We start from the raw sequence: 17,959 nt of genomic DNA on the forward strand, positions 1-17,959 counted from the left end.
GTTAGGCTGCCTTCTTGCGCGTCAAGGCCTCGAGTTCGGCAAAGCTGGGACGGTCGACCGGTTCGATGTTGCGGCGTGCGAACTCCACGCAGGTCATCGGCGCATCACCGCGCGCGAACGACAGCAGCGCCGTCCGGATGCAGGACATGTACTGTCCCTCGCCGCGCTGCCGGACCTCGATGGCCTTGGCAAACGGCCCGATCATCCCGTACGAGAGCAGGATGCCGAGGAAGGTCCCGACGAGCGCCGCCGCCACCTTCTCACCGATCTCCGAGGCGGCGCCACCGATGGATCCCATCGTGATCACGACGCCGAGCACGGCGGCCACGATGCCGAAGCCCGGCATGGCGTCGCTGACCGTCGTCACCGCACTCGGTACCTGGTGCTCTTCCTCGTGCATGCGCTCGAGGTCGAGGTCGAGGATGTCGGCCAGATGGTGATCCTCCACCGCGCCCGTGAGCAGCACCTTGAGCGTATCGCAGAGGAAGACGACGGCGTGATGGTGGTGGCTGAAGCCCGGGTACTTGGTGAAGATCGAGCTCTTCTCCGGCTCTTCGATATGCGCTTCGAGGGCGATGAGGCCGTCCTTGCGCGCGGTCTGGAAGACCTCGTAGAGCACCTGCAGCAGCTCGCCGTACGACTTCTTGTTGAAGGGGTTCGGCTTGAGGAGGGCGAGCGACGCCGCCATCGTCGCCTTCAGGACGCTGGGCGGATTGGCCATGATGAACGAGCCGAGCCCCGCGCCACCGATGATGATGAACTCCGTGGGTTGCCACAAAACGCCGAGCTTCCCATGGTGCATGGTGTAGCCGGCGATGACGCTGCCCAGGACGACGACGAGACCGATGATCTGGAACACGGGGTTTGCGGCTGGCGGGTTACTCGGTCTTGGCGGCGACGCCGCCCTGGGCGGCGGCTGGGCCGCCGACGAGCACGGCGGCCGGGCCACCGACGAGCGAGGCGGCTGGGCCGCCAACCAATGCGGCGGCCTCGGCCCCGACGTTGGCACGCCGGTTTTCGTCCGCGATCTGCGAGAGGATCTCCTCGCGCACGATGCTCACGTGCGGCGGAGCCTCGATGCCGAGGCGCACACCCCGTCGGTCGGAGGCGAGGACCACGATGCGGATCCCCCCTTCGATGACAATGGCGTCGCCGGCGCGTCTCGACAGGATGAGCATGACGTCAGATCATGTTGAGGATCGTCTGCGCCATCTCGTCCGCCGCCTTGACCAGGCGCGACGCTGCGGTGTACGCCTGCTGGTGCCGGAGCATCAGCGTCAGCTCCTCATCGATCGACACGCCCGACACCGACGACCGCCGGTTCTCCGACTGCATGGCGAGGGTGTCGTAGACTTCGTACTGGTTCCGCGCGTCGGCGGCTTGCACGCCCAGGTTGGTGACGCTGTACGAGTAGTGATCGCCGTAGCTCTCGCCGCTCGCGAAGCCGATCTGGGTGGCGAAGTTCGCCCCCATGCGCGCCTGCAGCGCCGCCATGCCCGTGTCATCGCGCAGGGCCCCAAGCGCGAGCGCCAGCGTGTTGTTGCCCGGCGCGTTCTGCACGTCGCCCGACGCGATGACGGCGGCGTTCGCCGTCACCTCGGCCGACAGCCGGATGGTGCCGCCGGTGGTGAACGCGGCGTCGAAGAAGTTGACGCGCGAACCGGTGGGGCCGTTGGCCGGGACCCAGTTGGCGTTGCCTAACGCATCACCGGCGGCCGTCCATCCCGAGGCATGGTAGTCGTTGACGCCGTTCACCAGTCCGCGCGCCAGGCTGTCGAGGCGCCCGCGGATGGTGGGGACGTCGCTGTTCACGAAGGCCATCATCTGCCCGGCCTTCCCGCCGACGCCGAGCGCCGGGTCGGGATCGCCGGTGAAGCCGATCGAGGTCGTCGCGCCGGACACGCGCACATCGAGCTGCCGCGCGTTCGTGGAGTCGACGAGCATCATCGAGCCGAGGTAGATCCCCATCGACCCGTTCGACTGCATCTCCACGCGCACGCCCGCCATCTTCGCCAGCTGGTCGGCCACCCGATCGCGCGCGTCGCGCAGGTCGGGCGACTGCTGGCCCGTCACTTCTGACGAGGTGATCTGGCGGTTGAGCGACGCCACCTGGCCGGAGAGCGTGTTGATCTCGTCGACCATCCCCGACAGCTGCGTGCGGGTGCGGTTCGCGAGGTCATCGATGCGCGTGGCGTAGGTGTTGAACGTGTAGGCGACCTGCTGCCCGCGCTGGCGCACGACGTTCTGCGCCGTGGCATTGCTCGGGTTGTTGGCCAGGTCGTTCCACGAGTTCCAGAACTGGTCGAGGGTGTTGGCGAGCCCGGTATCGGTGGGCTCGCCGATGATGGCCTCGACTTCGCCGAGCAGGTCGGTGCGCACGTTGAAGCCGTCGCGATTCCCGACTTCACGCCGGAAGGACGCATCCAGCAGCTCGTCGCGCATGCGGATGACCCCCTTGACCTCGACCCCGGTCCCGACCGTGTAGAACGGGAAGCGCTGCGGGTACGAGGTGTAGAGCTCCGCGCGCTGGCGCGAGTACCCCTCGGTCTCCGCGTTCGCGATGTTCTGCGACACGGTCTGGATCGCCACCTGGTGGCTGGCGATCGCCGAGCGGGCGATGCTGAGGATGCTCCCGATGCTGGGCACGACTAGGCCCGCCGGTTGACGATGTAGGAGCCGCGTCCCCCGTCACCACCGCCTGACGAGTCGCCGCCGTAACCGGCGCGCGCCGGGCCAACGCCCGCGAGGGTGCGCACGAGCTCCTCGCCCGAGGTCAACGCCTCGCGCAGGACCTGTCGGTTGGTGGAGACCTCACGCGCCAGCGAACGGGCTGATCCCTGCAACGCCTCACGCGAGGCCCGCAGGTCGTCGGTGGCGTACGGCCCCATGGCGTCGAGCAGGTCCTTGAGCGGAATGTCCTCGGGCTGCCCGAGTCGCGCGTTGAGGGCGCGGCGGCGCTTGCGTGCCTCGCCCAGCGTCAGGAGGACGCGCTGCACGGCGAAGACGGAGTCGTCGACCCCTTGCAGGTTGTCGGCGGCCACGGCCTCGCGCTGCTGTCGCATGATCTGGATGAGTTCATCGATCAGGCGGCGCTCGGACGACAACGCATCGGCCAGCCCGTTCACGAGCGGGGGCCACTGGGACGGAGCGATCTGCACCATGGCTCGAAGGGGCTGCACGGAACTGGAAATCATCGCGGCACCTGCAACGCGGCGGCGGTGGGGCCGGCCTCGTCGGTGGTGCCTGCAAGGGCGAGTTGGGGGCGAAGCTGACGCAGGAGCGACTCGCCGAGGCCGCGATCCCACTGGGACGGCACGGCGTTGGCGAGGTGCTGGTCGAGCATGCCGGCGAACATCTGCTCGCCGGCGCCGCCGCTGGTGACGCCGTCGGTCGGCACGGTCTCCCGCATGGCCTTGAAGAGCTGTTCCACGAAGACACCCTGGAGCTGGCCCACGACCTCGCGCAGGCGAGCATCGCGCTCCTCGACCCCCGGCACGACGCCCACGGACCGGGCTGGCCCAGCCTCGCTCCGCGTCGTACCACCCGGATTCAGTGCGTTGATGTTCGTCACCGCGCGACTACCTCTGCGGAAATGGCGCCAACCTGCTTGAGTGCCTCGAAGATCTGCGCCACCTGGTAGGGCGGCGTTCGAACGGCGGAGAGCGCGGCGGCCAACTGCTGGACCGTGGCCCCGGTTGGCACCCGGACCTGGCTGCGTGATCCCTGCTGAGCAGTATCGGCAGGTGCGGGCCCGATCGAGAGCGTGAGCCCCTGGATGCTGACCACGCCGGGGCCGAGGGTGAGGTCCCCTCCGGCGACGACCGTTCCCTGGCGCTGGTCGATGACGATGCGGGCCACGCGCGCCACCTCGACCTTGAGGTCGCGAATCTTGGCGAGGACGGCGGCCGGCCCCCCTCCGCCCGAGTCCTTGGCGGCGATGGAGATGGCCCCCGGGTCCTCGACCTTGGCGGTCCCCTGTCCGACGACCGAGTCGACGACGGCGGCGATGCGTGCGGCGAGCCCGATGTCGGGTTCGCGCAGAATGAGCCGGCTCGCGGCCGCGAACTGCGGTCGCGGCAGGTCGACCTCGAGGAGGCCACCGGCGGAGATGCGTCCGCTGGCCGAACTGTAGCCGACGCGGCGACGCACGGCGTCCTGTTCATCGACGTAGAGCTGCCCCTGCGCGGTCGCCAGTGGCTTGCCGCCGACCTCCGCGATGAGGGGGGTCATCCACAGGACCCCGCCACGCAGCGAGCGCGCGTCGCCTACCGAGGCCACCTGCACCTCGAACCGTCCGCCGGGACGCAGGTACGGCGAGACTTCCGCGGTGACGAGGACGGCGGCGACGTTGCGCGTGCGGAGGAGTTCGGGAGGAACGATGACGTCAAAGCGCCGCAGCAGGTTGGCGACCGACTGCACCGTCTGCTGGGCGCTGCGCCCGCTATTGGTGTTGTCGCCCGTGCCGCTCAAGCCGGTGACCAGGCCGTAGCCGACGAGGCGCAGGGGGACGCCCTGGTCGTCGATGACCAGGTCGCGAATGGGGACACCCTGCGCGAACGCCGCCCGGGCGCTGAAGCCCGTGGCGGCGAGAAGGGTCAGGCAAAGAAGGCGTCGCATGATGGTCACGGCCACAGGAGTCCGACGATCCTGGTGATGATCCCGCTCTTGGGCTTTCCGAGTGATCCTTTCGATGCGTAGGCCAGCTGCATGTCGGCGATGGCATCGGAGCCGACGGCGTCGCGCGAGTTGACGTCGAGCGGGCGGACGAAGCCGCTCAGGGTCAGCGTCTGCTTGTTCTTGTCGACGTCGATGAGCTTCGTCCCCTTGACCTGCAGCAGGCCGTCGGGGGTGACGGCGACGACGCGCACCGGGATCTCGGCGTCGTAGCGTGTCCCGCGCGTGGCGTTGCCGCGCTGCTGGGAGGTGCTGCCGTCGCCTGCCTCCATCGACCCGTCGATCGCGCCGAGTCCGCCGGTGCCGGTCCCCATCTGCGGCGGGTTGATCCCGACGTCGAGCTGGCGACGGCGCGAGGCGGAGTTGGTGTTGTCCTTGTTGGCCTGGGCCAGGGCGTACTCGTCGACGACGACGCGGATGATGTCGCCGACGGCGAAGCTGCGCTTGTTGGAGGTCCAGGCGATGTTGCGCACCGGGGCCGCCTTGGCGCTGTCGGCGGTGGGCCGCGCCGGTCGCGCCGGTTGCGCCCCTAACGAGGCAGCGACGAGCGTGAGCAGGAGCCCGATGCCGGAGAGCAGGCCGAGGAAGGCGCGCCGCATGCGCGACGGTTCGGCCGCGGGGACGGCGGGGATCACGGTGACCCGGCGCGGAGTGGCGACGACGTCGCAGTGGTGAATCATGGGGTCCTCGAGAGGTCGGTGGCGATGACGCGCGCCGGGCCGGCGACGACGCCGGTGACGCGGCGCCGGGCGCCGAGTCGGACGGGAATCGTGTCGCCTAACGACCCGGCCACGGGGGCCACGCCGTCGAGCGTCAGTTCCAGTCCGTCCTGCTGGTAGGTGAACTGCACCGCCTGGCCGGCGGCCACGAGTGGGGCCGGGGCAACGGCCGGCGCACGCAGCACCTCACCGCGCTGGATCACGCGGCGGGCGATCCATCCGGGGATGACCGGGGTGGTGTCGACGTGCACGACCCCGCGCGCGTCGACACGGGCGGGCACGCGGGCGATATTCATGTCGGCGGCCCGCAGCACGGTGCCGCGCGGAATGCGACGGGCGGCCACGTGGGCGTCGGTCATGGGGACGACGCGGGCGTCGGTCGTGGGGACGACGCGGGCGTCGGTCGTGGGGACGACGCGGGCGGCCGGCGTCGTGGGGGCCACCGTCGTCGCACCCTGTCCCCCCTCCTGCGCCTGCAGCGCGCGTCCGGAGACGACGCCCGCCGGCAGCAGGGCGACGAGGATGGGCCAGGCGAGGCCGGCGGCGCACGACGCGAGGCGCGGCATCAGCGGATCATGTTGTTGGCGGTCGACATCATCTCCTCGGCGTTCTTGATTGCCTTGGAGTTGATCTCGTACGCGCGCATGGCAGTGATCATGTCGACCATCTCCTGCACGATCTCGACGTTGCTCCCCTCGAGGTGGCCCTGGAGGATGCGCCCCATCCCTTCCTCGCTGGGGAAGCCGACGGTGGGCTGCCCGGACGCCGGCGTCTCGGCGAAGAGGTTCTCGCCTAACGCCTGCAATCCCGACGGGTTCATGAAGCGCGCCAGCTCGAGCTGCCCGAGTTCGGTCTTGTCGACCTGCGTGACGCTCTGCGACACCGAGACCTTGCCGGTCGACGAGATCGTGATCTCGGTGGCGTCCGTCGGGATCTTGATGCCGGGAACGACCGCATAGCCGTTGCTGGTGATCATCGTCCCGGTGTCGGAGATGCCGAACGAGCCGTCGCGCGTGTAGGCCAGTGCGCCGCTCGGGAGTTGCACCTGGAAGAAGCCCTCGCCCTCGATGGCCAGATCGAGCGGGCGCGACGTCTGCTCGACCGGCCCCTGCGAGTGCAGGCGCTGCACGGCGGCGAGGCGCGTCCCGCGACCGACCTGCACGGCCGGGATCGTGTTGGTGTCGGGATTGCCGACGACGGCGGCGCCCTGCACGGTCTGGTACAGGAGATCCTCGAACGAGGCACGCGAGCGCTTGAAGCCCGTGGTGTTCACGTTCGCCAGGTTGTTGGCGATCACCTCGGTGCGGAGCTGCTGCGCCATCATGCCGGTGGCGGAGGTGCGAAGGGCTGGGTTCATGGGACTCGAGACGGGAGACGGGAGACGGGAGGGCGTCAGCCGGGGACGCGGGACAGGTCGTTCGCGATGGTGCCGCGAATGCCGTCGAGCGTGCTGAGCACCTTCTGCGCGTCGGTGAAGTTGCGCTGGATCGAAATCAGGTCCACGAGCGAGGAGAGGGTGTTGACGTTGCTCCCCTCGAGGTGGCCCTGCCGGATGTCGCGCGCGTCGACGGCGACGACGGTGCGGCCCGCGTCGGGGACGAAGCGCGTCCCCCCCTCGTGCTGGAGCACGGCGCCGGCGGCCGGCGTCTCGACGCGCAGGCGGTCGACGCGGACGCGGTCGACCACCACCCATCCGGTGCGGTCGATCTCGACGGTCTTGCCGGCGACCGCGATGGGGCCCTTCTCGCCTAACAGTTGATTGCCGTCGGCGTCGGCCAGGAACCCCTTGGGGTCGACACTCCACGAGCCCCCGTGCGTCCAGCGTTCACCGCCGGGCGTGGAGACGACGAAGTAGTTGTTGCCGCGCTGGGCGATGTCGAGCGGATTGCCGGTCGGGGAGAAGACCCCCTCCGTGAAGTCCGTCGAGGCCTCGGCCACCGGGAGTCCCTCGGCGACCAGGCGGGCGAAGACGCGCTCGCCCTTGAAGCCCGTCGTGTTGACGTTGGCCAGGTTGTTCGACGCGACGTCCTGACGGCGCTCCCAATAGCGGAGGGCGTAGGCGGCGCTGGCGATTCCGTCGGTCTTCATGCGGGGAACTCGGGGCGAGGGACACCCGCATGGAAAGGCAACCGATGTGCCCGCACCGGCGCGCCTGGCGCCGGCGCTGTAACGCCTTAACCCACAGGCACTTGGCTCCGCACGGCCCCGGCGCCACCCACCCGGCGAAGACGCTGCAATAGGGAAAGACGTGCCGAGCCGGGCGCTTTCTGCCGGGCGGAAGTCGACGCCATGCCCACCATGAGCGCCAGCGCGTCGCGCGACAGCCCGGTGCGCCGCGCGATTTCCACCGCAGGCGTTCCAGACTGGACGAGTGCACGTGCGGCTTCCGAGCGAGGGGTGCGGGCGCCCGCGGTCACGCGCTCAGGGCGCGTGGGCCAGGCGATGAGGACGAGCAGGGCGAGCACGGCGAAGACGAGGACGCCGGTCGCGACGAGCGTGAGCGTGTCGCTCGTGATGAGGTCGACGAGGCGGAGGAGGGGGCGCATCGTTAGGCCGGCGTCCGGAAGTGGGCGAGCTCGGTGCGCAGGCGCGACAGCGCCTTGGCGCGAATCTGCGAGACGCGCGATTCGGTCAGGTCGAGCACCTCGGCGATCTCATGGAGCTTGAGTTCTTCGAAGTAGTACAGCGTGAGCACGATGCGCTCCTGGTCCTTGAGGCCGCGCAGCGCCGTCTTGAGGATCTCCTTCTCCTGGTCGCGATTGATGTCGTCTTCGATCGTGTTGTCGGCTTCGCTGGCGAGGGCCTCCGGCGGGAGGAGCGGTTGTCCCTCGTGTTCGGTTGCCGACTGATCGAGCGAGATCTGCACGGCGCTCTCGGTGTCGGCTTGCCAGCGCCACAGCGTGCCCAGGTCGAGGCCGAGGTGCTCGGCGAGCTCCCGGTCGGTAGCCGGGCGACCGAAGATGCGCGTCAGCGTCTCGCGGGCGTGCGCAATCTCGCGCGTCTTGCGACGGATCGATCGCGGGACGTGGTCCTGGCGCCGCAATTCGTCGAGGATGGCGCCGCGGATGCGAGGGACGGCGAAGGTGGAGAAGGCGAGGCCGCGCGCCGGCTCGAAGGCGTCGAGGGCGTTCATCAGCCCGATCGTGCCGCACGAGACCAGCTCGTCGAAGTCGGCCGGGGCCGCCAGCGCCTTGGAGAGCTGGCGCGCGACGTGGTGCACGAGGTTGAGGTTCTCCGTGAGGAGTCGCTCGCGTGCGACCTGGTCACCCTTGGCGAGTGCGCCCCAGAGGTTCTCGGATGCCATCTGATCAACCTTTGCGCAAGAGACGGGGAATCGAAGGCGGTGCGGCGGCCTCGGCGAGAATACGCTCGCCGATGGTGCGGACGGCGAGGGCCGCGGTGGAGCCTAACGACGCTTCGGCGGTCCCGAGTCCGGCGGCGAGGGCGCTGCCGAAGTCGGGGTCGTCGGGGACGGCGCCGGCGAAGGGGACGGTACGCGAGAGGAAGCGCACGGAGGCCCCGTTGAGGTGTTCGTGCAGTCGGTCGGCGTTGTCGTCGCCGACGCGGTTGGCCACGATGTCGACGCGCACGCCGGCCGCCCGTTCATGCAGCAGCTTGACGAGGGCGTACGTGGCGACCAGCGAGATGCGGTCGCCCGCGGTGACCGCGAGGAGGCGCGTGGCCCCATCGGCGCAGGCGGCCACGAGCGACTCGGCGCTCGAGCCCGCGTCGACGACGACCAGTTCGAAGGAGGGGAAGAGCGACATCACGCGTCGCATGAGGAGCCGGCGCTCGGTGGGGCGCAGCTCGGTCTCGTCGGCGCTGGCCGGAAAGAGCGAGAGGCGCTCGGCCACCGGGACGAGGAGGTCGCGCGGTTCGCGTTCGCCGCGGAGCTGACCTAACGAGCCGGTTGGTTCCACACCCAGGAGATGGTGCAGCCCACCCAGGCGCTGACCGGCATCGACGAGGAGCACGCGATGTCCCTGCTCGGCCATCGTGGCGGCCAGGAGCGCGGCGATCGTCGACGTCCCGACGCCACCCTTGCCGCTCCCGACCGCGACGACGGTCGGCGTTGCGGGCTGTGCCGCGCGCGCCGTGCCGCCGTTGGACGAGGGGAGGAGGGTCATGGGGCGACTCATGCCGCGCGCGTGGAGGACGACGCCTGCGGCAGGCCGAGCGCGCTGAGGATGCGGCTCCGCGAGGGATGCAGGTCATCGGGGACGGCCTGGCCGTCCGCGATCCAGCGAATGGGGAGGTCGACGCGTGCCGCGACGTCTGCGACTGCGCGTTCGTCGTGGAGTTCGTCGACCTTGGAGACGATGGCGTGCGTGAGGCGGCACGGCGCCAGCGCCGCCACGAGGGCGGGGACGGCGTCGGGACGCATCGTGGCCGGCAGGACGAGGTGGACTTCGTCAGGAGTGATGGCGCGCAGCAGCGCCTGCCACTGCCCGTTGGCGTCCTTGGCGCGCGGCGAGCGCCCCGGAGTGTCGATGATCACGACTTCGCGATCGTCGAGGCGCTTGAGCGCGGCGGGAACTTCGCGGGCGTCGTACAGCACCTCGAGCGGCAGGTTCATCACCTCGGCGTACTGCTGCATCTGTTCGAGGGCCCCGACGCGATACGTGTCGAGCGTGATGAGTCCGACCTTGCGGCTGCCGAAGACCGCCCGGTGCATGGCGAGCTTGGCGGCCACCGTCGTCTTGCCGGCGCCGGTGGGGCCGACGAGGGCGAGGAGGAACGGCCCGCTACGCGTGCGCCCGCCCTGGCCGCGCGTGAGCGCGGGCATGGTGGGCTCCAGGCGCTGGCGGAGGGCGTGCAGGTCCTGCTGCCTTGCGGCGATCACCTCGACGCGGGTGACCCCGCCTTCCTTGCTGACTGCGCTCCGGATGATGAGGACATCCTCGCCTAACGCGCGCCGGGCATCGTCGAACACGCGGCGCAGGTCGGTGCCGTGGAAGGTCTCAAGCAGCATGGGTCAGCTCCCAGGTGGCGACGGAGTTCAGTTTCACGGTGGTCGGCAGTTCGGCGAGCGAGATGACAGGGAGCGTGGCGAGCACGGGCTCCACCAGGCGGCGCACACCCACGCGCAGCGACGGCGGGGTGATGAGCGGCGGGAGGCGCCCCTCGCTGGCATGCGTGGTCGCGAGGAAGTTCAGTTCGCGCAACAGGTCGGCGAGCAGGTCCGGCGTGAGCGGGGCCAGCCCTGCCGGCGCGTTGCGCGGCGAGAAGAGCCCCATGAGCGACGCCTCGAGGCGTGGCCCGATGGTGATCCCACTGACCGCGCCCGACGGATCGGCGAACGACCGCGCGATGATGTTCGACAGCGAGCGGCGCACGTGCTCGGTGAGGACCTCGGCATCCTTCGTCTGCTCGACGCCGTCGCCCAAGGCCTCGAGGATCGTGACGAGGTCGCGGATGGGAATGCGCTCGCGCAGCAGGCGCTGCAGGACGCGATGCAGCAGCCCGAGCGACACCTTGGCCGGGATGAGGTCTTCGACCAACGCCGGGTGCGACTTCTTGAGCGTTTCGACCATCTCCTGCACGTCCTGGCGCCCGAGGAGCTCGGCGGCGTTGACCTTGAGCGCCTCCATGAGGTGCGTGGCGATCACGACCACCGGCTCCACGACCACATAGCCTAACGACTCGGCCTCCACGCGCCGCGAGGAGGCGATCCAGCGCGCGGTGAGCCCGAACGCGGGGTCGATCGTCTCGATCCCCTCGATGCCGTGGATCACGGAGCCGGTGTCGAGCGCCAGGTGGAAGCGCGGCATGACCTCGGCACGGGCGATCTCGGCGCCGCGCAGCTTGATCACGTACTCGTTGGCCGGGAGTTGCAAGTTGTCGCGCACGCGGATGGGCGGGATCAGGATCCCCACCTCGAGCGCTGCCTGCTTGCGGAGGAGCTGGATGCGCTCCAGGAGGTTGCCCCCCTGGCGCTCCTCGACGAGCGGGATGAGCGCGTAGCCGACCTCGAGCTCGATCGAGTCGATCTGCAGCAAGTCGCGCATCGGGTCGGCGGGCTTCTCGATCGGGCGCTCCGACTCTTCCGTCGCCGCCTGCCGCGCCGCGTTCCGCCGGGTCTCGGCGGCGGTCGCCGCACGCGCCAGGAGGAACATGGCGCCGCCTAACGCCAGGAACGGGAGCTTCGGGAGCCCGGGGATGAGGCCGAAGGTCGTCAGCACGCCGGCCGCCACCGTCATCGCCCGCGGATAGGCGGCGAGCTGCTCGGCCATCTGCGATCCCATGCGCGCCTGGCCGGAGGCGCGGGTGACCATGATGCCGGCCGCGGTGGAGACGATGAGCGCCGGCACCTGGGCCACCAGCCCCTCGCCCACGGTGAGGATCGTGTACTGCGACGCGGCCTGCGCCAGCGGGAGTCCGCGCTGGATGACGGCGATGAAGATCCCGCCGAGGATGTTGATGCCCGTGATGAGGAGCGCGGCGATGGCGTCACCCTTCACGAACTTCGAGGCACCGTCCATCGCGCCGTAGAAGTCGGCCTGTCGCGCGATCTCCTCACGACGCCGACGCGCTTCCGTTTCGTCGATGAGCCCCGCCGACAGGTCGGCGTCGATGGCCATCTGCTTGCCCGGCATGGCATCGAGGGTGAAGCGCGCGGCCACTTCGGCCACGCGCCCGGCGCCCTTCGTGATCACGATGAAGTTGATGCCGATCAGGATCAGGAAGAGGACGACGCCGACGGCGTAGTTGCCGCCGATGACAAACTGTCCGAAGGCCTGGATCACCTGCCCGGCGTGCCCCTCGCTGAGGATGAGGCGCGTGGAGGCGAAGTTGAGGCCCAGCCGGAAGATCGTGAGCAGGAGCAGCATCGCCGGGAACGACGAGAACTCCAGCGGCTCCACCGTCTGCATCGTCGTCAGCAGCACGACGAGCGAGAGCCCGATGCTGGTGGCGAGCAGCAGGTCGAGGATGACGGCGGGGAGCGGCACGATCATTAGGCCGAGCACGAAGACCACCGCGATGGCGAGCCCCATCTCGGCGTTGCGCTTGGCCAGCCCTTCGGCGACCGGCATCGGACGCACACTCGCGCTCATGCGGTCACCCCCTGCAGGGGCTTGCCGCGCACCATGCGGCGGCGGATCACGAAGGCCAGGATCTCGGCCACGGCGACATAGAGTTCACTCGGGATCATCTGGCCGACCTTGGCTGCGGCCAGGAGTGCGCGGGCCAGCGGCTTGTTTTCGATGCACGGGATGCCGTGCTCGCGCGCGATCGCCTTGATGCGCTCGGCGACCTTGCGCTGGCCTAACGCGAGGACGATCGGGGCGGGGGCCTTGAACGGGTCGTAGAGCAGGGCGACGGCGATGTGCGTCGGGTTGGTGATGATCACGTCGGCCTTGGGGACGTCGCGCATCATCTGGCGGCGCGCCAACGCGCGCCCGAAGGAGCGCATGCGCTGCTTGACCAGCGGGTCACCCTCGGACTGCTTGGACTCTTCCTTGATCTCGTCGCGGCTCATCTTGAGCGACGACTCGAACTGCCAGATCTGGAAGGCGTAGTCGAGCGCCGCCAACCCCAGGTAGCACAGCCCGGCGGTGGTCAGGAGCTTGACCGAGTACCGGATCGTGACCAGGAGGAAGCTGAAGGCCGGCTCCTGCGACAGGGCGAGGATGTCGTGCCACGCCGCGCGCAGGGCGCTGGTGACCGCGAAGCCCACCAGGGCGAGCTTGAGCAGCGACTTGAACAGGTCGGCGAACGACTGGATGCCAAGCACCCGCTTGGCATTGCGTGCCGGCGAGAGCTTGGAGAAGTCGGGGGTGAGCGGCTTGAGCGTGAGGACGCCACGCGCCTGCGGGGCGGCGATGGCGAGGCCCAGCAGCATGAGCGCCCCCCCCCAGCCGCCGATCACGACGAGGACGCGCGTGCCGAGGGTCCGCACGAGCGAGACGGCGGAGTCGGCGCCTAACGGGACCGACCCCACCTGGGCCATGCCGTCGGCGAAGATCGCCATGATCTGCGATCCCATCGACCCGCCCATGAGGTTGAGGAGCATCGCCGCCCCGAGGAGCACGAACGACGTCGTGAGCTCCTGCGAGCGCGGGATGCGCCCCTCTTCCCGGGCATCGTCGCGCCGTTTTTGTGTTGGGGCCTCGGTCTTTTCCTGGTCGGCCAGTGCCATGTCAGCGAGCTCCCGCGCCCGAGAGCGCGGTCATGGCCCGGGTCAGGAGGGCGTCGTACGACGCCTCCCAGCCAAGGAACCAGGTGGCGAGGAAGGGGAGGGAGGCGACGAGCGTGCCGATGCCCACCAGGATCTGGATCGGGAAGGCGAGCTGCAGGATCTGCAGCTGGGGAGCGGCGCGGCTCAGCACCGCCAGCGCGACGTTGGCGACCATCACGACGGCCACGACGGGCGCGGCGAACTGCAGGCCGAGCGCGAAGAGCGTCGACCCTAACGACACGAAGGACCGGAGCCCCGCCGCGATCTCCAGGGGCGCCCCGAGCGGCATGCGCTCGGCGCTGGTGGCCAGCGCGTCGAGCATGACCAGGTGGCCGTTGAGCGACAGGACCAGCGCGATCGCGAAGAGATGGACGAACTGGCCTAACGCCGTTGATTGCTGGGAAGAGAGCGGGTCGACGATCGCCGAACCGGCCAGCCCGATCTGGACCGACAGCAGCTCTCCCGCCGTCTCGGCCGCCCCCACGATGAGCGCCGCGCCGAGCCCCAGGGCGAAGCCCACCAACGTCTCGCCGACGATCGCGGCCGGTGTCAGGAGCGGCGGGCGCACGAGGTGAGACTGGGCCACCGGGACCATCAGGATCGAGAGCAGGACGACCAGCCCCGTCTTCACCGCCATCGGCACGGGACGCGCCGAGAAGACCGGCGCGACCAGCACCAGTCCACTCACCCGCGCGCTGAAGAGCACGAGGGTGGCGGGGGCACCGGGGGCGTAGAGGTCGAAGGCGGGGAGGGGCATCCGAGGGTGCTCGATCAACCGTTGACCATCGCGGGAAGCGATCGGAAGAGGCGCTGCGTGTACTCGACCAGCAGCTGCAACATCCACGGAAGCCCGACGAGGAAGACGGCCGCCACGCCCAGCAGCTTGGGGACGAACGAGAGCGTCTGCTCCTGGATCTGCGTCACCGTCTGGAGGATGCTGACCAACAGCCCGATGATCAGCGCCACGGCGAGGAGGGGCGCCGCGAGGAGCATGGCGACCATCATCGCGTTGCGGGCGAGATCGGAGACGAGGGCGTAGCTCATTGCCGGGAGACGGGAAGACGGGAAGACGGGAGCGAATGGCGCATGCGGGGGGGGCCGCACGCTACTTGAAGCCTTGTACCAGCGACTGGATCAGGAGCGACCAGCCATCGACCAGGACGAAGAGCAGGAGCTTGAACGGCAACGCGATCATCGCGGGCGGCAGCATGAACATGCCCATGCTCATGAGCACCGAGCTGACGACGATGTCGATCACGATGAATGGGAGGAACAGGACGAAGCCGAGCTGGAAGGCGGTGCGCAGCTCGCTCGTGACGAAGGCGCTCGTGAGGACGATGGTGGAGACGTCCTCGGGGCGTGCCGGCGCGGGACCGCCAGCCATGTCGACGAAAGCGGCGATGTCGCGCTCGCGCGTCTGGCGAAGCATGAAGTCGCGCATGGGGCCGAGGGCGTTCTTCATCATCGCCCCCTGCTCGATCTGCCCGTCGAGCCACGGCGTGATGGCGACACGATTGACCTGGGTCATGGTCGGGGCCATCACGAAACCCGTCAGCAGCAGCGCGAGCGCACTCACCACCTGTGCGGGCGGCGCGGTCTGCGTGCCGAGCGCCTGCTTGAGGAACTGGAGGACGATCAGGATGCGCGTGAAGCTGGTCATCATGAGGACCAGCGTGGGGAGCAGCGTGAGGAGCCCCATCATGATGACGATCCCGACCGAGCCGCTGAGGCGCAGCCCGCCGGGCGTGCTGCCGTCGACCGAGAGGTCGAGCTTCGGGATCGCCTTGCCTAACGCGTCGTCGAGCGACGTCGACGCGGCCTGGCTCGCGGGCGCTGCCGGCGCCGCGCCCAGCGCACGTTGCGGCTGGGCGACGGTGGCCGGCGATGCGGTGGCGCCTCGTGGCGGCTGGGTGCGCGGGGGGGTGGCTCGCGGGGCGGCGGTCCCCGTCGATGGGGTGGCGGCCGGCGTGGCCGGGCGCTGGGTGGCCTGCGCCGACACACGCTGGGACGCCAGCGCCGTGGCGGTCATCGCCGCGATCACCAACGGCAGCCCTGCCGAGCGCAGCCCATGCATCAGCGCCGTGCGGAAGTCGCGCGTGCCGCCCATCGCCGGCGACTGCACGACGCCGGACAACGGTTCGTGCACCACGGCCGGGGCCGTCGCCTCGGCCGGCTCGAGCTCGGCCAGCGTGCGCACCCCTCCTTCGCCGACACTGACCGCGACCAACTGCTCGCCGATGCGCACGACCGCGATCCCCTGACGGGGGCCTAACGCGATGCGTTGCACGACCTCGAGCGGCACGCCCCCCTTGCTGCGCCCGAGCGTCCCCCCCTGCGACACCTTGCGCAACAGGCGCATGGTGACGGCGAGAAGGCCGAGGACGAGGGCGAGGGTCAGCGCGATGCCGACGAGGGAACTGAAGGTCACGCCGCGGCCTCGGCAATCGCCTTCTTCGAAAGGATGCGCGTGATGCGCACGCCGAAGTGCTCGCCGAGCACCACCACCTCGCCCTCGGCGAAGCGACGGTCCCCGACATAGATGTCGATCGGCTCGCCGGCGAGGCGGTCGAGCTGGATCACGCTGCCGCGCCCGAGGCGCAGCACTTCCTGCACCGTCATCGCCGTCCGCCCTAACTCGATGGAGACGGGGAGCGTGAGGTCGAGGAGGAGTGAGATGGGCACCTCACCGCCGGCGGAGAGGACCGCCGTGATCTCCTCGAAGTTGGCCTCCATCGGGTCCTGGGCGCTGGTGTCGGGAGCGGTCATGGCAACGTGGTCCGCGTGATCGGAAGGGTGTCGGTCTCGGGCGCCGGATGGAGCCCGTCGGTAAGGCGAATGGCGAGTGCGGGACCGATGCGGCCCGGCGACGCGCGAAAGCGAGGTTGCGCCCCGACGATGACGTCGAGTTCGGCGTTGCGGGCGAGCCCGGTCGAGATGACGCTCCCCGCCGAGAGCGCGAGCAGCTCGCGCATGTTCATGTTGAACGAGGGGAGGCGCGCGGCGATCGGGATGCGCGTACCGCGCACCGAGTACTCGGCCAGGTCGCGGTTCGACACCTGCTCCTCCGGCGTCCCGAGCATCGTCGCCCGGCGCTCCTGTCCGCCGGCGAAGAAGCGCTCCAGCACTGCGAACGGCAGGCAGACAAGGAGCAGGCTGCGCGTTTCCGCAGCGGCGACCTCGATGTTGGCCACGAGGACGGGGTCCTCGCGATTGGCGATGCGGAGGATCTCGGGGATGGACTCGAAGCCGGTGAGCGAGAGGTCCATCTCGATGTAGTCCTGCCAGACTTCCTGCAGGACGTTGAGCACGCGGTCGGCGACCATGCGCACCGCCATGCGCTCGATGGGGGTGAGCGCGCGGTTGGGGAGCGCCGGCACGCCACTGCCGCCGAAGAGGCGATCGACGAGGAAGTACGCGAACTCGTGCCCGAAGTCGATGACCCCCTGCTGTCCGCCGGTGTTCTGGAGCTCGAACGTGTAGGAGGCGCAGGGCGTCGGGAGCGAGAGCGTGAACTCGCCGAACGAGAACTGCTCGACGCTCTGGAGTTGCAGCTGCACGCCGCCGCGCACGCGCCCGAGCAGCCAACCCTCGAGCGACTTGGCGAAGCGCTCGTACATGGCCTCCAGCGTCCGCAGCTTCTCCTTCGAGATGCGGTGCGGACGGCGGAAGTCATAGACCTGCGCCTCCGTCAGTGCATCGACTGACGACGGCAGCGCGGCCGCTGCGCTGGATCGACCCCCTCCGCCGAGGAGGGCGTCAATCTCATTTTGGGAGAGTGTCTCGGAGGCCACGATCTACTGGATGACGAACTGCGGGAAGTAGATGCGGCGGATCGCCTTCTTCTTCTTGAAGAGCGTTCCTAACGAGTCGGCCAGCTCCTTCTTGATCGCCTCGCGGTTGGACATCTCCGAGAGTTCCTCGACGGTGCGGGCTCCCATGACGCGCAGCACGATGTCGCGCACCTCGGCGTCGCGGGCCTTGGTCTCCTCGACCATGGCGGCATCCGAGAACTCGAGCGCGGCGGCGAGCATCAGGAAGCGCGCCCCCCCCGAACCGGCCGGGTTGAGCACGAGGTTGTCGACCAGGTGCAGGTTGGCGGCCGCCCCCCCCTCGCCTCCCGCCGCGGCCTCGCCGTGGCCCCCCGCATCTCCCTCGGCGGCGGCCGCGTCACCGTGCCCTCCATCAGCGGCGGCCGAGTCGGCGCCCGCTGCGGAGACCACGTAGCCGGATTTCTTGGCGAGCATGGGGCCGACCGCGAAGAGGCCGGCCGCGCCGCCGATGAGGAGCGTGCCCACGAGGGCCCCGATGAGGACCACGCCCTTGGGACCAGCCTTGGCTGGCGCCTCTCCACCTTCTGCGGGTGCTGCGGGTTGTTCGGACATGTCGG

At 69.7% G+C, this 17,959-nt stretch carries 22 protein-coding genes; all 22 read right to left on the reverse strand.

Annotated features, from left to right (window positions below):
* Nucleotide 1: 1 nt before the first annotated feature.
* Nucleotides 2–859, reverse strand: coding sequence for a flagellar motor stator protein MotA (motA, locus tag IPN47_05140; GenBank protein MBK9407430.1), 858 nt, complete (start codon nucleotides 857–859; stop codon nucleotides 2–4).
* Nucleotides 860–878: 19 nt separating this feature from the next.
* Entirely contained in the window at nucleotides 879–1,178 is a 300-nt protein-coding gene (locus tag IPN47_05145) for a carbon storage regulator (protein MBK9407431.1), read from the reverse strand.
* Between the two features lie 4 nt (nucleotides 1,179–1,182).
* Nucleotides 1,183–2,646 (reverse strand): flagellar hook-associated protein FlgK, encoded by a 1,464-nt coding sequence (gene flgK, locus IPN47_05150; GenBank protein MBK9407432.1) that lies wholly within the window; start codon nucleotides 2,644–2,646, stop codon nucleotides 1,183–1,185.
* A gap of 2 nt (nucleotides 2,647–2,648) precedes the next feature.
* Nucleotides 2,649–3,161 (reverse strand): flagellar export chaperone FlgN, encoded by a 513-nt coding sequence (flgN, locus tag IPN47_05155; GenBank protein MBK9407433.1) that lies wholly within the window; start codon nucleotides 3,159–3,161, stop codon nucleotides 2,649–2,651.
* A 29-nt stretch (nucleotides 3,162–3,190) separates the two neighbouring features.
* The gene (locus IPN47_05160; GenBank protein MBK9407434.1) at nucleotides 3,191–3,496 is read right to left on the reverse strand and encodes a rod-binding protein; all 306 of its coding nucleotides are present in this window, start codon (nucleotides 3,494–3,496) and stop codon (nucleotides 3,191–3,193) included.
* Nucleotides 3,497–3,567: 71 nt separating this feature from the next.
* Nucleotides 3,568–4,617, reverse strand: a complete 1,050-nt coding sequence (locus tag IPN47_05165) for a flagellar basal body P-ring protein FlgI (GenBank protein ID MBK9407435.1) — start codon at nucleotides 4,615–4,617, stop codon at nucleotides 3,568–3,570.
* A 5-nt stretch (nucleotides 4,618–4,622) separates the two neighbouring features.
* Nucleotides 4,623–5,354, reverse strand: a complete 732-nt coding sequence (locus tag IPN47_05170; protein ID MBK9407436.1) for a flagellar basal body L-ring protein FlgH — start codon at nucleotides 5,352–5,354, stop codon at nucleotides 4,623–4,625.
* Complete coding sequence (flgA, locus tag IPN47_05175) at nucleotides 5,351–5,959, reverse strand: flagellar basal body P-ring formation protein FlgA (protein MBK9407437.1); 609 nt, start codon at nucleotides 5,957–5,959, stop codon at nucleotides 5,351–5,353. Before flgA ends, IPN47_05170 begins: the two co-directional genes overlap by 4 nt.
* Entirely contained in the window at nucleotides 5,959–6,750 is a 792-nt protein-coding gene (gene flgG / locus IPN47_05180; GenBank protein ID MBK9407438.1) for a flagellar basal-body rod protein FlgG, read from the reverse strand. Before flgG ends, flgA begins: the two co-directional genes overlap by 1 nt.
* A gap of 35 nt (nucleotides 6,751–6,785) precedes the next feature.
* Nucleotides 6,786–7,481: a flagellar hook basal-body protein gene (locus tag IPN47_05185; GenBank protein ID MBK9407439.1), complete on the reverse strand. Its 696-nt coding sequence runs from the start codon at nucleotides 7,479–7,481 to the stop codon at nucleotides 6,786–6,788.
* Between the two features lie 86 nt (nucleotides 7,482–7,567).
* Nucleotides 7,568–7,939, reverse strand: a complete 372-nt coding sequence (locus IPN47_05190) for a hypothetical protein (GenBank protein MBK9407440.1) — start codon at nucleotides 7,937–7,939, stop codon at nucleotides 7,568–7,570.
* Between the two features lie 2 nt (nucleotides 7,940–7,941).
* Nucleotides 7,942–8,697, reverse strand: coding sequence for a FliA/WhiG family RNA polymerase sigma factor (locus IPN47_05195; protein MBK9407441.1), 756 nt, complete (start codon nucleotides 8,695–8,697; stop codon nucleotides 7,942–7,944).
* A 4-nt stretch (nucleotides 8,698–8,701) separates the two neighbouring features.
* Entirely contained in the window at nucleotides 8,702–9,532 is an 831-nt protein-coding gene (locus IPN47_05200) for a P-loop NTPase (GenBank protein MBK9407442.1), read from the reverse strand.
* The gene (locus IPN47_05205; GenBank protein ID MBK9407443.1) at nucleotides 9,529–10,365 is read right to left on the reverse strand and encodes a hypothetical protein; all 837 of its coding nucleotides are present in this window, start codon (nucleotides 10,363–10,365) and stop codon (nucleotides 9,529–9,531) included. The genes IPN47_05200 and IPN47_05205 overlap by 4 nt, the downstream gene beginning before the upstream one ends.
* The gene (gene flhA, locus IPN47_05210) at nucleotides 10,355–12,427 is read right to left on the reverse strand and encodes a flagellar biosynthesis protein FlhA (protein ID MBK9407444.1); all 2,073 of its coding nucleotides are present in this window, start codon (nucleotides 12,425–12,427) and stop codon (nucleotides 10,355–10,357) included. Before flhA ends, IPN47_05205 begins: the two co-directional genes overlap by 11 nt.
* Nucleotides 12,428–12,444: 17 nt before the next feature.
* On the reverse strand, nucleotides 12,445–13,533 hold the full coding sequence (gene flhB, locus IPN47_05215) for a flagellar biosynthesis protein FlhB (GenBank protein MBK9407445.1): 1,089 nt from the start codon (nucleotides 13,531–13,533) through the stop codon (nucleotides 12,445–12,447).
* Nucleotide 13,534: 1 nt separating this feature from the next.
* On the reverse strand, nucleotides 13,535–14,329 hold the full coding sequence (locus IPN47_05220) for a flagellar biosynthetic protein FliR (protein MBK9407446.1): 795 nt from the start codon (nucleotides 14,327–14,329) through the stop codon (nucleotides 13,535–13,537).
* Between the two features lie 14 nt (nucleotides 14,330–14,343).
* Nucleotides 14,344–14,616 (reverse strand): flagellar biosynthesis protein FliQ, encoded by a 273-nt coding sequence (gene fliQ / locus IPN47_05225; GenBank protein ID MBK9407447.1) that lies wholly within the window; start codon nucleotides 14,614–14,616, stop codon nucleotides 14,344–14,346.
* 61 nt (nucleotides 14,617–14,677) lie between these two features.
* Entirely contained in the window at nucleotides 14,678–16,000 is a 1,323-nt protein-coding gene (gene fliP / locus IPN47_05230; protein MBK9407448.1) for a flagellar type III secretion system pore protein FliP, read from the reverse strand.
* Nucleotides 15,997–16,338, reverse strand: a complete 342-nt coding sequence (gene fliN / locus IPN47_05235; protein MBK9407449.1) for a flagellar motor switch protein FliN — start codon at nucleotides 16,336–16,338, stop codon at nucleotides 15,997–15,999. The genes fliP and fliN overlap by 4 nt, the downstream gene beginning before the upstream one ends.
* Nucleotides 16,335–17,363 (reverse strand): FliM/FliN family flagellar motor switch protein, encoded by a 1,029-nt coding sequence (locus IPN47_05240; protein ID MBK9407450.1) that lies wholly within the window; start codon nucleotides 17,361–17,363, stop codon nucleotides 16,335–16,337. Before IPN47_05240 ends, fliN begins: the two co-directional genes overlap by 4 nt.
* A gap of 3 nt (nucleotides 17,364–17,366) precedes the next feature.
* Nucleotides 17,367–17,954: a flagellar basal body-associated FliL family protein gene (locus IPN47_05245; protein ID MBK9407451.1), complete on the reverse strand. Its 588-nt coding sequence runs from the start codon at nucleotides 17,952–17,954 to the stop codon at nucleotides 17,367–17,369.
* Nucleotides 17,955–17,959: the final 5 nt, after the last annotated feature.

It is taken from the genome of Gemmatimonadota bacterium (assembly GCA_016719105.1).
In the GTDB taxonomy this organism is placed as follows: domain Bacteria; phylum Gemmatimonadota; class Gemmatimonadetes; order Gemmatimonadales; family Gemmatimonadaceae; genus SCN-70-22.

Coding starts and splice junctions, on each gene's coding strand:
- flgA (MBK9407437.1), bottom strand. CDS start 5,959: ATGCCGCGCCTCGCGTCGTGCGCCGCCGGCCTCGCCTGGCCCATCCTC.
- IPN47_05245 (MBK9407451.1), bottom strand. CDS start 17,954: ATGTCCGAACAACCCGCAGCACCCGCAGAAGGTGGAGAGGCGCCAGCC.
- flhA (MBK9407444.1), bottom strand. CDS start 12,427: ATGCCGGTCGCCGAAGGGCTGGCCAAGCGCAACGCCGAGATGGGGCTC.
- flgG (MBK9407438.1), bottom strand. CDS start 6,750: ATGAACCCAGCCCTTCGCACCTCCGCCACCGGCATGATGGCGCAGCAG.
- IPN47_05185 (MBK9407439.1), bottom strand. CDS start 7,481: ATGAAGACCGACGGAATCGCCAGCGCCGCCTACGCCCTCCGCTATTGG.
- IPN47_05165 (MBK9407435.1), bottom strand. CDS start 4,617: ATGCGACGCCTTCTTTGCCTGACCCTTCTCGCCGCCACGGGCTTCAGC.
- IPN47_05145 (MBK9407431.1), bottom strand. CDS start 1,178: ATGCTCATCCTGTCGAGACGCGCCGGCGACGCCATTGTCATCGAAGGG.
- fliQ (MBK9407447.1), bottom strand. CDS start 14,616: ATGAGCTACGCCCTCGTCTCCGATCTCGCCCGCAACGCGATGATGGTC.
- IPN47_05190 (MBK9407440.1), bottom strand. CDS start 7,939: ATGCGCCCCCTCCTCCGCCTCGTCGACCTCATCACGAGCGACACGCTC.
- IPN47_05170 (MBK9407436.1), bottom strand. CDS start 5,354: ATGATTCACCACTGCGACGTCGTCGCCACTCCGCGCCGGGTCACCGTG.
- IPN47_05195 (MBK9407441.1), bottom strand. CDS start 8,697: ATGGCATCCGAGAACCTCTGGGGCGCACTCGCCAAGGGTGACCAGGTC.
- IPN47_05205 (MBK9407443.1), bottom strand. CDS start 10,365: ATGCTGCTTGAGACCTTCCACGGCACCGACCTGCGCCGCGTGTTCGAC.
- fliN (MBK9407449.1), bottom strand. CDS start 16,338: ATGACCGCTCCCGACACCAGCGCCCAGGACCCGATGGAGGCCAACTTC.
- flhB (MBK9407445.1), bottom strand. CDS start 13,533: ATGGCACTGGCCGACCAGGAAAAGACCGAGGCCCCAACACAAAAACGG.
- flgN (MBK9407433.1), bottom strand. CDS start 3,161: ATGGTGCAGATCGCTCCGTCCCAGTGGCCCCCGCTCGTGAACGGGCTG.
- IPN47_05220 (MBK9407446.1), bottom strand. CDS start 14,329: ATGCCCCTCCCCGCCTTCGACCTCTACGCCCCCGGTGCCCCCGCCACC.
- IPN47_05200 (MBK9407442.1), bottom strand. CDS start 9,532: ATGAGTCGCCCCATGACCCTCCTCCCCTCGTCCAACGGCGGCACGGCG.